This is a genomic window from Streptococcus sp. AS14, assembly GCF_000286495.1.
In the GTDB taxonomy this organism is placed as follows: Bacteria; Bacillota; Bacilli; order Lactobacillales; family Streptococcaceae; genus Streptococcus; species Streptococcus sanguinis_P.
This window is the reverse complement of sequence record NZ_ALKI01000019.1, coordinates 81118-95896: the sequence shown is the minus strand read 5'-3', so window position 1 is coordinate 95896 and position 14779 is coordinate 81118. Positions and strand designations below refer to the sequence as shown.

Sequence of the window (14779 nt, the reverse complement as noted above, 5' to 3'; positions counted from 1 at the left end):
GTTACCTTAGTAAACTCTGGACNGTAAGTGGAAGTCACTGGTGTGCCGTTCTTATCAACACGTTTCACAGTAACTGGATCTGGCTTGCCTACGAATTGCTTCTCAGGAGTGAAGGTCACTGCCCCATCTGGAGAGATAGTGTAAGTTCCTTGACCTGGAATGTTCTTCTCTTTACTTCCATCTTCAAAGGTAGGCTCTACTGTTTCATCAATTGGTACAAGTGGATTACCACCTGTGAAGGTTGGGGTACCGGTTTGTGGAACGCCCTGAGGACCAGTGCTAGTTGCGTTAGTGCCAGTTGGCGTTACCTTAGTAAACTCTGGACTGTAAGTGGAAGTCACTGGTGTGCCGTTCTTATCAACACGTTTCACAGTAACTGGATCTGGCTTGCCTACGAATTGCTTCTCAGGAGTGAAGGTCACTGCCCCATCTGGAGCAATCGTGTAAGTTCCTTGACCTGGAATGTTCTTCTCTTTACTTCCATCTTCAAAGGTCGGTTCAACTGTTTCATCAATCGGAACTAGTGGGTCACCGCCCGCAAAGGTTGGAGTGCCCGTTTGTGGAAGACCTTGAGGGCCAGTGCCAGTCGCATTAGTACCTACCGGCGTTACCTTAGTAACAGTTGGCGTGTAAGTTGCAGTCACTTCCGTGCCATTTTTATCAATACGTTTTACTGTAACTGGTGTTGGTGTGCCAACATACTGTTTCTCAGGAGTAAAAGTGATAGAACCATCTGAGTTAATAGTGTATATCCCCACTCCCTGAACAGTCTTCTTAGGCTGACCATCTTCGAAAGTCATTGGAGAATCCATGTCAATTGGAACAGCTGAGTCGCCAGGAGTGAAAGTGGGCGTCCCCTTTTGCGCTTGACCTTGGAGGCCGGTTGATTCAGCATTGATGCTAGTTGGAGTTACTTGCGTAACGTTTGGCCAATAAACTGCATCTGCAGTAGAACCGTTCTTATCCCTTACACGAAGATGTGCAGGAGTAGGCGTTCCGTAGAAATCAGGAGCAGGTTGGAAGCTAATATCTCCATTAGCTTGAACAGTGTAAGTTCCTTGTAGCTTGCCACTTGCGTCGCTAACTGCCAAGGTATTACCCTGTTGAACCTGCCCATCCACAACGAATTGTGGTCCTGCTGGGTTTAATGGGACTGTTTGTGTTTGGTTATTAACAGTTGCTTGACCTGGAGTAAAGTTAAGCTGGCTAGTTTGAAGTTGTCCTTGAAGCCCAACAGTCTGTGTATCTTGACCTGTTGGAGTTGCAGCCTTAACTTCAGCTTGATAAGCAGCGCTTACTTCTGTCCCGTTCATATCAACACGTTTAACAGATTCAGCACTTGGACGGCCAGTGTAGCTAGGAACTGGTTGGAAGGTTACACGACCTGCGTTATCAACCATATAAGTCCCGACATTCGGAACAACCTTAGTTGTTTGACCGTTATCAAAAGTTGGAGCAACTGCCTCATTAATTGGAACACGATTATCACCTGGAGTGAAAATCAAATTACCGGATTGTTCAGCACCTTGAATACCTTCAGAGTTTGCTCCTTGTGCTGTTGGAACAAGACGCGTTACTGTTGGTTGATAGGTTGCACGGTGCTCTCTTCCATCGGTATCATGTAATTGTAGGTTAACAGGGTCAACTGTCCCCACAAATGACTTATTCGGAGTGAAAGTCACTCGCCCAGTAGCTGGATCTAATTCAAAGGTTCCCACTTCTTGGCCTTGCGATGTTGCCTTTGCGCTTGTTCCAACAATACGATTGCCATCAGCATCCAAGAAAAAGACAGGATTCGTTGCAGATGGTTGAGCAGGTGTCTTAGCAGGATTGCCATCATTAAAGACAATATCTTGCACTTGAGGCAAACCTTGTGCGTCCGTCGAACGATGTTCCGTGAAATTCAAAACAGTCGGAATATAGCGAGCATCCATATTATTCAACTTATCGTTGATAACAGGTTCTCCATTATTCTTCGCAATCCAATCTGTACTTGCACCATTAGTATCAACACGGCGGATATTAATTCCTTGAGTAGTACCGATAAAGCCAGTGCTAGGTTCAAATATCACATCCACATTTGCACCCTTGGCTGTTACTTTATATCGTCCCTCAGCAGTACTGTACCAACCGTCGCCATCTGCTGTTAATGTATGACCTGCATTGTCCAAAACGACAGGTGCTACAGTTGTATCAATAGCCGCTTTCTTGCTTTCATCATTTTGATCAATACCTTGAGGTGTAAACTGAAGAGTAGCTTTCTGAGGCTGGCCGATTATTCCCGTACTTTCCTTCTTTTCACCCTTTGGCGGATAGGTCAAGATGACTTCTAAGTCTTCAACTTCCCCACTAAAGGCTGTTCCAGTAGGTTTTTCAATATCTCCCTTATTCAGGGCAATGCGGACCCGCATTCCCAGCTTGCTAACTGCAGGATTGGTCATCGCTGGATTATTCTTAAAATTAACAGTATAGTCACCAGCCGTTGTTACTTCAGTAAATTCGCTGGCCTCATTTTCATCAAAAACACCGTTTTGATTGAAATCAATCCAAGCACGAATATAGGCCTTGCTATTGCCATTGGCAGATGCTTGGAGACGAACTGAGTAGTCACCATTTTGAAGACGATTAACTCGGAAAAGGTTATTTGTCTTACCAGTCAAATCAGAAGGCAAGAGCTGATCAACCCCTTCGTCTGCGTGATCAGTATCGTCATCATGTCTCCAGTCATTACCCGAAGTAGTATCAATATCAGCTTCAACTCGACCCAAGAATGGCTGAGGAGTTCTTGCACCTGTATTGGCATCATAACCAGAAATAGCATGAACAGCATTTCCATAAGAAGCTGGTGCATCTCCTTCATCAACTACCATAAAACCAATCATAGCAGCTTGCTGACCAGAAGAAGCAATATAAATTCCAACTTCTGAAGCACCTCGTGTCATCACAATCGGAACTGTGTGATCTTTAGAAGTATTAGGACCAAAGACCTGGGAGCCTAAGCCTCCTGTTTTTTGATCTGGATTAGTAAAAGCAGTCCAGTCGATTACAGGTATAGTCGCATTATCTCCTATATATTGACCATATCTGTTAGGGTTCATTGGGGCATAAGTTTCGGTAATTACAGACCCATCTGTCCGAACACGTTTCCATTCTGCCAAGTGTTCCCATCCTTGGCCATTGGTCGTGAAGATAGCATACTCCCCTGGGTTGGCTTCTTCTCCATCAGACATGATAACCGTTGCTTTTACAGGTTTTCCAAGGTAAGTCGCTTCTACCTTGAATTTTATACCGTAGCTAGCACCATTTTTAGGGACTTGTAATTGAGTCTTTCGACCATTGGTGTTAATCCCTTGGTCTCGGACGGCTGTCCATTGATTCTGTTCCGCTCCTATAATTTTCGGTCTAGCTGAATCTCCTTCGGCTTCTTGCTTTTTATAGTCTTCATTTACATATCTGAACCAAGTGTTTTTCGCATTCGGATCATAGCTGTTTTCATACTCAGTACCCTTGACGCGGTCACGATAAATCTCTGTTGAGTGGAAAGGTTTTAATTCCGTCACTGTCAGTTTAATACGATAGCCTGGAGAAATTTCTTTCTCATAGACAGTACCAACTTTAAAGGAATCATCCGTATCTAAGTTACTAATGGCAGTTTTATCGCCAAGATCCAGCCAGTTGATTTGCTTCATCAACTCCGTGGGGTTCTTTTTTTCAGAGTCAGCCAAAGTAGGCTTCTCAATGGTGTTGTTAGGATCACCATCTCGAAGACCAGTAGGTGCCGCATCCCGTCTTACGCGACGAGAGCGACTAGGCTGAGCAGTCTCTGTAGTTCCTGCCGGTTGAGCAGGAGCTGGTTGGGCATTATCTTCAGTCTTAACTTCTGCAGGAACAACAGCTGGTGCAAAGGTAGTTTCTGTCGCTGGCTGCTCACTTGTTGACTTATCAACTGAATCATGCCTTGCAGTAGCTACCGCAGACGCATCTTCTGCTTGAACTGCAATAGTGTCAGGCTTATTTTCCTCAGCTGGTGAATTTACTGATTCTGCAGTACTTACTGAGGAATCAGCTATGCCTGTTTGAGAAACCTCGCTTTGAGTCCCAGAAGAAACAGTTTCATCAGCACTAACCTGCGCAGCTGCTCCCAAAAGAAGCAGGGTTGATAAGAGCACAGAACAAACACCGACGTTTAGTTTCCGAATCGAAAACTTACGCAGGTGAGGATTAAATAAATCTTTTCCCATAATAATCTCCTAAATAATCATTTAAATTGCAGCTTTTATTATACACTATTCTATTTTAGTTATCCATATATATAACTATTATTGTAACAAACTAACATTGTAATTAGACACTTTGTTAAAAATAGTCTATTTTTAACAAAAAATAGGAAAGATCCATAAACGAATCTTTCCTCTTTCAATCTAGAGTCTGAAACCTAAGCTCTCACCATTTAATCTTCAGACTTTTTCTTTCTCTTCTCTAAGCCAATCAGTCCCAAACCTGATACTCCCGCAAGTAAACTTGCAGCTAAGTATGAGGTTTCTTCTGTACCAGTCTTAGGAAGGGATTTTGCACCCTCACTCTTAGAAAGAGACGGTGGTGCAGGTGTAATCGTCCGCTCCGGCTGAACAGGATTTTCTGTCACAGTCGGAACGTAAACCGCTGAAATCGTCTGACCATTGCGGTCTTTGCGAATCACTGTTACGCCGTCAGCTTGACCGACAAAGCCCGTTTCCGGTACAAAGGTCACAGTACCATCTGGCGCAATCGTGTAAGTACCTTGGCCTGGAACAGCCTTTTCGGTGCTGCCATCCTCGAAAGTTGGCGGAACGGTTGGATCCACGTCGCCTTCAAAGATAGGTTTACCAGTCTGAGGCTGCCCTTTAAGCCCAGTGCTGCTGGTATCTTCTGTATCAGTGCTTCCCAAAACAGTTGGGGTATAGGTAGCCGTCACGGCATTGCCATAGATATCAAGACGTTTCACCTCAACTCCGCGAGCAGTTCCGACAAAGTCGGCTTCCGGCACAAAGGTCACTGCTCCCAGCATATTGAACCTGTAAGTTCCCTCACCTGGGACAACCATTTCGGTGCTGCCATCCGCAAAGGTTGGTGCTACCGCTTGGTCAATCGCCCCTTCAAAGGTTGGCGTTCCCGTTTGAGCTTGACCCTTGCGACCGCTGGACACACTGTCCTTGCTGGTTGATGGTTCAACCACGGTTGGAACATAGCGAGCCGTCACTGAGGTACCGTTCTTATCACGACGTACAAGGGTCACACCAGTACCCTGACCAAGGAAATCAGCTTCTGGAGTGAAAGTGGCTGTACCGTCTGGTGCGATAGTATAGGTTCCCTGACCTGGAACTGTCTTTTCCTTGCTTCCGTCTTCAAAGGTTGGCTCGACTGTTTCATCGATTGGAACCAATGGATCACCTGCTTCGAAGACAGGTTTGCCAGTCTGAACATGGCCCTTGATATTTGTAGAGGAAGCATTTTTACCAGTTGGGACTACTGATTTCACTATTGCTTGATATTTGACAATAACAGGAGTTCCGTTAGCGTCTAAACGAATTAATCCCAGCTCTGATGTTTCGCCCTTGAATTGTTTTATTGGGGTGAAGGTTACCTTGTTATCCACATCCACTTCGAACTTACCAACATTTGGCACTTCTTTAATATTCTTTCCGTTACCAAAGAGTGGAGTAGATCCAGCAGGGAATGGAACTAATTTATGTCCTGGCGTGAAAGTCACTTGACCTTTTTGAACCTGACCTTGCAGACCTTCTGTCTTAGTGCCAGTACCAGTCGGAGTTACCTTAGTGAACTCTGGACTGTAGGTCGCAGTTACTGGTGTACCATTTTTATCTACTCGTTTCACAGTGATTGGATCTGGTTTGCCCACAAACTGCTTGTCGGGAGTGAAGGTTACTGCGCCATCCGGAGTAATGGTATAAGTTCCCTGACCTGGAATGGTCTTCTTCTTGCTTCCATCTTCGAAAGTTGGCTCTACTGTCTCATCGATCGGAACTAGTGGGTCTGCACCTTTGAAAGTTGGAGTGCCGGTTTGCGGAAGACCTTGTGGGCCAGTGCTCATTACGGTTGTGCCTGTTGGAGTCACCTCTTTCACTACCGCTTGGTACTTAACTGTAACAGGGGTGCCATTGACATCAGTGCGAGTTAATTCGAGTTCTGGTGTCTCACCCTTGAATTGTTTGTCGGGAGTGAAGGTCACCTTGCCGTCTGCGTCCACTTCAAACTTACCAACATTTGGTACTTCTTTAACTGTGGAACCATTGTCAAATAACGGAGTCGAATCCGCTGGGAATGGAACTGAATCATGACCAGGCGTGAAGGTCACTTTGCCTTCTTGGACTTGGCCTTGAAGCCCTTCTGTCTTGACACCAGTACCAGTTGGAGTTACCTTGGTGAACTCTGGACTGTAGGTCGCTGTTACTGGTGTGCCATTCTTGTCCACTCGCTTGACTGTGATTGGGTCCGGCTTACCTACAAACTGCTTTTCTGGTGTGAAGGTCACTGCGCCATCTGGAGTGATGGTGTACATTCCTTGACCTGGAATCTTTTTCTCCTTACTTCCATCTTCGAAAGTTGGCTCTACTGATTCATCAATTGGAACTAGTGGATCACCGCCTGTGAAGGTTGGAGTACCCGTTTGAGGAACACCCTGAGGACCAGTGCTGGTTGCGGTAGTTCCTATTGGGGTCACTTTCTCAACTGTAGGTGTGTACTTAGCCGTCACTGGGGTACCATTCTTATCTACTCGCTTAACAACAACTGGGTCTGGTGTCCCAACAAATTGCTTGTCCGGTGTGAAAGTGACAGATCCATCTGGTGTTACTTCGAAGATTCCGACATTTGGAACTTCCTTGCGTTTGCTTCCATCATCGAAAGTTGCTGGAGTATCATTATCCAGTGGTACATTCGGGTCGCCACCAACAAAGTTTGGTTTACCAGTTTGTGGACGGCCTTGTGGGCCAGTGCTGGTTGAGGTGGTACCTGTTGGAGTTACCTCTTTCACTACCGCTTGGTACTTGACAGTTACTGGTGTTCCATTGGTATCCACACGAGTCAATTCAAGTTCTGGTGTTTCACCCTTAAACTGCTTGTCTGGGGTGAAGGTCACCTTGTTATCCGCATCTACTTCGAACTTACCAACATTTGGCACTTCTTTAATATTCTTTCCGTTACCAAAGAGTGGAGTCGAACCAGCTGGGAATGGAACTGAATCATGACCAGGCGTGAAGGTCACTTTGCCTTCTTGGACTTGGCCTTGAAGACCTTCTGTCTTGGTGCCAGTACCTGTCGGAATAACAGCAGTCACAGTCGCTTGGTAGTTAGCCTTAGCTACTGTACCATTGACATCGGCGCGTCTGATTTCGATTTCTGGTATCTTACCGACAAACGTTTTAACTGGAGTAAAGGTAACATTACCCTCCATATCAACCTCGAACTTACCGACTTTGGCAATTTCTTTGACATTCGTGCCAGTATCAAAGACTGGTGTGCTGTCGGTTGGGAAGCCGACTTGCGGACTTCCGGCTTCAAAAGTAACCTTTCCTTTTTGAACTTGGCCTTGAAGCCCCTCTGTCTGAGCACCTGTCGCTCTTGGAGTGACTTTTTCAACAGTAGGCGTGTACTTTGCTGTCACAGGAGTGCCATTCTTGTCCACTCGCTTAACAACAACTGGGTCTGGTGTGCCAACATATTGCTTGTCTGGTGTGAAAGTGACAGATCCATCTGGTGCTACTTCAAAGGTACCGACATTTGGAACTTCCTTGCGTTTACTTCCGTCGTCGAAAGTAGCAGGAATATCATTATCAAGTGGTACATCTGGGTCGCCACCAACAAAGTTTGGTTTACCCGTTTGTGGACGGCCTTGTGGGCCAGTGCTGGTTGAGGTGGTGCCTGTTGGAGTTACCTCTTTCACTACCGCTTGGTACTTAACTGTAACAGGGGTGCCGTTGGCATCTACACGAGTCAATTCAAGTTCTGGCGTTTCACCCTTGAATTGCTTGTCTGGAGTGAAAGTAACCTTGCCATCCGCATCCACTTCGAACTTACCAACATTTGGCACTTCTTTAACTGCGGTACCATTATCAAATAATGGAGTTGAAACTGCCGGGAATGGTACAGAGGCATGACCAGGTGTGAAGCTAACATGACCTTCTTGAACCTGACCTTGCAATCCTTCAGTCTTATCACCAGTACCTGTTGGAGTTACCTTGGTAAACTCTGGACTGTATGTCGCAGTCATTGGAGTACCATTCTTATCCATCCGCTTAACGGTGACTGGATCTGGTTTACCTACAAATTGCTTGTCTGGCGTGAAGGTCACTGCTCCATCCGGAGTGATGGTATACGTTCCTTGACCTGGAATATTCTTTTCCTTGCTGCCATCTCCGAAGGTTGGCTCTACTGTGTCATCGATTGGAACAAGTGGGTCGCCGCCTGCGAAGGTCGGTATGCCAGTTTGAGGAAGGCCTTGTGGACCTGTGCTGGTTGCATTAGTACCTGTTGGAGTTACTTTAGTAAACTCTGGACTGTAAGTTGCCGTCACTGGAGTGCCGTTCTTGTCCACTCGCTTCACTGTGATTGGGTCCGGTGTGCCTACAAACTGCTTCTCTGGCGTGAAAGTCACTACGCCATCTGGAGTAATGGTGTAAGTTCCTTGGCCTGGAATCTTCTTCTCCTTACTTCCATCTGCGAAAGTTGGCTCAACAGTTTCATCGATTGGAACTAGTGGGTCCGCAGCTTTGAAGATTGGAGTTCCTGTTTGAGGGATACCTTGTGGACCGGTGCTCGTAACTGTGGTACCTGTCGGAGTTACTTCTTTCACTACCGCTTGGTATTTAACTGTTACTGGTGTTCCGTTGGCATCCACACGAATAATTCCTAATTCTGGTGTTTCACCCTTGAACTGTTTGTCTGGAGTGAAGGTCACAATGCCATCTGCATCCACTTCAAACTTACCGATATTTGGTACTTCTTTAATATTTTTTCCGTTACCAAATAGCGGAGTCGAACCTGCTGGGAATGGAACTAATTCATGACCTGGCGTGAAGGTGACATGGCCTTTTTGAACCTGACCTTGCAAGCCCTCTGTCTTGTCACCAGTACCTGTCGGAGTAACAGCTGTCACAGTTGCTTGGTAGTTGGCCTTGGCTACTGTACCATTGACATCTGTACGGCTGAGTTCAACTTCTGGTGTCTTACCGACAAACGTTTTGACTGGTGTGAAAGTAACATTCCCCTCTGTATCAACCTCGAACTTACCGACTTTGGCAATTTCTTTGACATTCGTGCCAGTATCAAAGACCGGTGAGCTGCCGGTTGGGAAGCCGACTTGCGGACTTCCTGCTTCAAAAGTAACCTTGCCTTTTTGAACTTGGCCTTGAAGCCCCTCCGTCTGAGCACCTGTCGCTCTTGGAGTCACTTTCTCAACAGTTGGCGTATACTTGGCTGTCACAGGAGTGCCATTTTTGTCCACTCGCTTAACAATAACCGGATCTGGTGTGCCAACAAATTGCTTATCTGGGGTAAAGGTGACAGAACCGTCTGGTGCCACTTCAAAGATACCGACATTTGGAACAACCTTGCGCTTGCTTCCGTCATCGAAAGTAGCCGGAGTATCATTATCCAGTGGAACTCCCGGAGTGCCGCTCACGAAGTTTGGCTTGCCTGTTTGTGGACGGCCTTGCTCACCAGTGCTGGTGATATTTGTTCCCGTTGGAACCACTTCTTTCACCACTGCTTGGTATTTGACGGTAACAGGAGTGCCATTCACATCTGCTCGAACCAATGTCAGCTCAGGAGTGATTCCCTTAAACTGCTTGTCTGGCGTGAAAGTCACCTTGCCATTCGCATCCACTTCAAATTTACCAACGGTTGGAATCTCTTTAACAGTCAAACCATTGTCAAAGAGCGGAGTTGTTTCAGCTGGGAATGGAACTGAGGCATGACCAGGTGTGAAGGTAACATGGCCTTCTTGAACCTGACCTTGCAATCCTTCTGTCTTATCTCCAGTACCAGTTGGAGTGACTTTAGTAAACTCAGGACTGTAAGTCGCAGTGACTGGTGTACCATTCTTATCAACACGTTTCACTGTCACTGAATCTGGCTTTCCTACAAACTGCTTCTCTGGTGTGAAGGTAACCGTGCCATCTGGTGCAATGGTGTAAGTTCCCTGACCTTGAATTACTTTTTCCTTTCTGCCATCGTCAAAGGTTGGCGTGACTGCTTCATCAATCGGAACTAGCGGATTACCACCTTGGAAAGTTGGGGTACCTATTTGCGGAAGACCTTGAGGACCGGTGCTAGTCACATTAGTGCCCATTGGAGTTACTGATGTAACCGTCGCAACATAAGTGACTTTTGCGGCAATACCATTTGCATCTTTGCGAGAAATGCTAATTTCTGGTGTTTCACCTACAAAGCGCTTGTCTGGCGTGAAGGTAACATTGCCCTCCGCATCTACTTCAAACTTACCGACTTTGGCAATTTCTTTCACATTCGTACCTGTGTCAAAGACTGGCGTGCTGTTGGCTGGGAATCCTACTTTGGGATCGCCAGCTTTAAAAGTTACACGACCCTTTTGAACTTGGCCTTGCGGACCTTCTGTCTGATCTCCAGTTCCCGTCGGAGTCACAGCGGTCACAGTCGCCCGATATTTAGCCTTGGCTACTGTTCCATTGACATCTGCACGGCTGAGTTCAACTTCTGGTGTCTTACCTACAAACGTTTTGACTGGGGTAAAGGTGACATTACCCTCTCCATCCACTTCGAACTTACCGACTTTGGCAATTTCTTTCACATTCGTGCCGGTGTCAAAGACTGGGGTGCTGTTTTCTGGGAAACCAACTTGAGGACTTCCTGGTTCAAAAGTAACCTTGCCTTTTTGAACTTGACCTTGAGGGCCTTTTGTCTGAGCGCCTGTGGCTCTTGGAGTCACTTTCTCAACAGTAGGCGTGTACTTGGCTGTCACAGGAGTGCCATTCTTATCGACACGTTTAACAACAACAGGATCTGGTGTGCCAACATATTGCTTGTCAGGTGTGAAAGTAACAGATCCATCTGGTGCCACTTCAAAGATTCCGACATTTGGAACCACCTTGCGCTTGCTTCCATCTTCGAAAGTCGCTGGAGTATCATTATCCAATGGTACATCTGGGTTGCCACTGACAAAGTTTGGCTTACCTGTCTGTGGACGGCCTTGTTTACCAGTGCTGGTGATGCTTGTCCCTGTTGGAGTTACAGCAGTGACTGTAGCCTTGTAGATAGCTGTAGCTGTGCTGCCATTCGTATCTGTGCGAGTGATTCTAATTTCTGGCGTAAGGCCTTTAAATTGTTTCTCTGGAGTAAAGGTTACATTTCCATCCTCATCCACTTCAAACTTACCAACAGTAGGCACTTCTTTAACAGTCGAACCATTGTCGAAGAGCGGAGTTGAGCCAGCTGGAAAGGCCACAGTTTGTTTTTGACCGTTGACTTGCGCAGAACCTTCTGTGAAGCTGACTTTTCCTCGCTGAACTTGACCTTGTACACCACTGGTTTCAGTATTCGTTGCACTTGGTGCTGCTGCTTTCACATCAGCCTGATAGGTAGCTGTTACTTCTGTTCCATTGACATCTAGTCGCTTGACAGTCTCTGCCGCTGGCCGTCCAGTATAAGTCGGCAGTGGAGTGAAGGTAACTAAGCCTTGATTATCCACCTGATAAGTGCCGACACCATCAACTGTTTTAGTTTGGCTGCCATTATCAAAGATTGGCAACTTCTTGCTATCAATAGGCACACGATTATGGCCTGGATTAAAGGTCAATTGCCCTGTCTGAACTGCACCTTGAATGCCCTCGCTGCTGGCACCTTGAGCAGTCGGTCTAACAGGAGTCACCTTTGGCTGATAAACAGCTTGGTGCGGAATACCTTTGCCATCAGTCAGCTGAACGGAAACAGGGTCAACAGTACCAACAAAGTTTTTGTTTGGTTTGAAAGTAATCTTACCTGTTGCAGATTCGACTTCAAAACGACCGACTTCCCGACCATTTGATAAAGCTGGAACTCTAGTATCATCTGTAGTCGTTCCATCCGCTTTCACAAATTTTACTGGATTTGCTGCCGTCGGACTTGTCGGAGTTTTGCCAGCATCACCATCATTAAAGACAGGCGTCTTTTCTTGCGTTAGTCCTTGAGCATCCGTTGTTTCATACTTAGGAACATTGAGCACGGTTGGCACATAGCGTCCATCCATGGTATTGAGCTGGTCATTGATGACTGCTTCAGCCTTATTCTTGGCAATCCAATCCGTATTTGCTCCATTAGTATCAAAACGGCGGATGTTAATTCCCTGGGCTGTGCCGATAAAGCCAGCTTTAGGCTCATATACCACATCTACATCAGGACCGTTTGCAGTTACTTTATAACGGCCTTCATCAGTGTTATACAAGCCTGCTGCATCAGCTGTCAGGGCATTTCCTCTCGCATCCAATACAATCGGAGCTTTAGTAGTATCAATCGCTACTTTCTTATTCTCAGTATTTTGAGCAATCCCCTGCGGAGTAAAATGAAGAGTGGCTGTCTGTCTCTGATCACGGATTCCAGTACTTTCCTTCTTCTCACCTTTTGGTGGATAGGTCAGTTCAACTTCTAGGTCTTCCACCTCACCACTAAATGCAGTTCCGGTAGGCTTTTCAATATCTCCCTTGTTCAAGGCAATACGAACACGCATTCCCAGTTTGCTAAGTTCAGGATTGGTCATAGCTGGATTCTTCTTAAAGTTGACAGTATAATCTCCCGCAGTTGTTACTTCGGTAAATTCACTGGCTTCGTCTTCGTCAAAGACACCATTATTATTGAAGTCAATCCAGGCACGGACATAGGCTTTTTCATATCCGTTAGCCGAAGCATGGATGCGGAGAGAATAATCTCCGTCACGCAGACGGTTGACTGGAAAGAGACCATTGGTTTTCCCGACTAAATCATCAGACAAGAGCTGATTAATACCTTCATCGGCTAAATCATTCTGATCGTCATGCTTCCAGTTGTTTCCAGATGTGGTATCAATATCAGCCGCAACACGGCCCAAGAATGGCTGTGGATTTTGACCGCCAGTTTCTGCATTGTATCTTGAAATAGCATGGATAGCTTTTCCATAGGAATCCGGTGCATCCCCTTCATCGATTGCCATAAAACCAATCATCGCAGCCTGCTGGCCAGAAGAAGCTATGTAAATACCAACCTCTGATGCACCACGTGTCATGACAAGCGGAATTGTATTGTTTCTAGAAACGTTCGGTCCAAATACTTGACTTCCCAGTCCGCCAGTCTTTTGGTCAGGACTGACATAGGCCTGCCAATGAACCCCAGTACCGTCATTTCCAATAAATTGGCCTTCTGTAGTAGGCTTCATTGGCTTATAGGTTTCAGTAATCTCAGTAGTCACACCATTTGCGTCTGTAACTGTACGCTTCCACTCGGCCAAATGTTCCCAACCCTTACCATTGGTTGTAAAGATAGCATACTCACCAGGGTTTGCCTCTTCGCCATCAGCCATGACAACTGTTGCTTTAACTGGCTTCCCACGATATCTAGCTTCAACTTTGAACTTCACGCCATAGTTGGCTTCATCTTTAGGAACCTGGAGTTGGGTTTTACGTCCTTTGGTATCAATTCCTTCTGACTTAATAGCTGAATATTGATTCTGAGCAGCACCAGTAATTTTAGGACGGTAATCATCACCATACCAATACTGATAAGCATAATTATTGCTATTGTTATATTGAAGCCAAGTATTTTTTGCATTGGGATCATAACTGCTTTCGTACTCAGTTCCCTTTACTCGATCACGATAGATCTCTGTCGCATAGAAAGGTTTCAATTCAGTAACAGTCAGTTTGACCACATAGCCTGGAGAAATTTCCTTCTCATATACTGTTCCAACTTTAAAGGAGCCATCTTTATCTAGATTTCTCAGTGATTTAGTATCACCAAAATCTAGCCAGTTTACCTGCTTCATCAACTCATCAGAACGTTTCCTCACTGATTCTTCCAGTGTTGGTTTAGAAACTGTAGGATTAGGTGTCGCATCTTGTATAGCAGAGCTAGCTTGACCAGCAGGACTGGCTGTACGGAATGATGTTCCTGCCTCCATTGGCTGGCCATTACGATCAGACCTTGGCATAGCCGCAGAACTTGGTTTTGGCGTATATTGCACTGAATAAGAGCGAGCCCGACTAGCTTCAGCAGGTCTGGCTTCATTAGAGGTCTCAGCTGTTTGATTAGCTTCTTGTGCCTTTTCAGGTGCTGTTTGCTCTGAAACTGCAGCTGGACTTACCAGCTGATTTTGATCAGCACTTGCTTCTGAGTTAGCTGTTTCAGGAACAGCAGATGTTGCTGTATTCTCAAGAGCAGGCTGACTGACTGGCTGACTCATAGCAGAGTCCGTCGGTTTTTCTGGCAGTGAGATATTATCATCTACAGATCCGCTGGCAGTTTCATCTGCATTGACTGTAGCCGCAGTACCTAAAAGGAAAACGGTAGATAATAATACCGAGCAAACTCCGACATTTAATTTTCGAATCGAAAACTTGTTTAAATGAGGGTTAAATAATTCTTTTCCCATAGAATCTCCTATATTAATATTTAATAGCAATTGGTATTATACAACATTTATATTTAGTTAGCCATGGATATGACTGTAGTTGAGGGGCATAGTGTCCAAAAATAGACACATAAAAAAAAGACTCCATTTTTATAGTAAAAAAAGAAGACT

2 protein-coding genes are annotated in these 14779 nt (G+C 45.7%); both read right to left on the bottom strand.

Features of this window, described 5'->3' with window-relative positions; translation table 11 throughout:
* On the bottom strand, positions 1-4241 hold a 4241-nt coding region (locus tag HMPREF1150_RS00005), incomplete at its 3' end, for a CshA/CshB family fibrillar adhesin-related protein (protein ID WP_009660546.1).
* Between the two features lie 209 nt (positions 4242-4450).
* Positions 4451-14629, bottom strand: a complete 10179-nt coding sequence (locus HMPREF1150_RS00010) for a CshA/CshB family fibrillar adhesin-related protein (protein WP_009660549.1) — start codon at positions 14627-14629, stop codon at positions 4451-4453.
* Between the last annotated feature and the right edge of the window lie 150 nt (positions 14630-14779).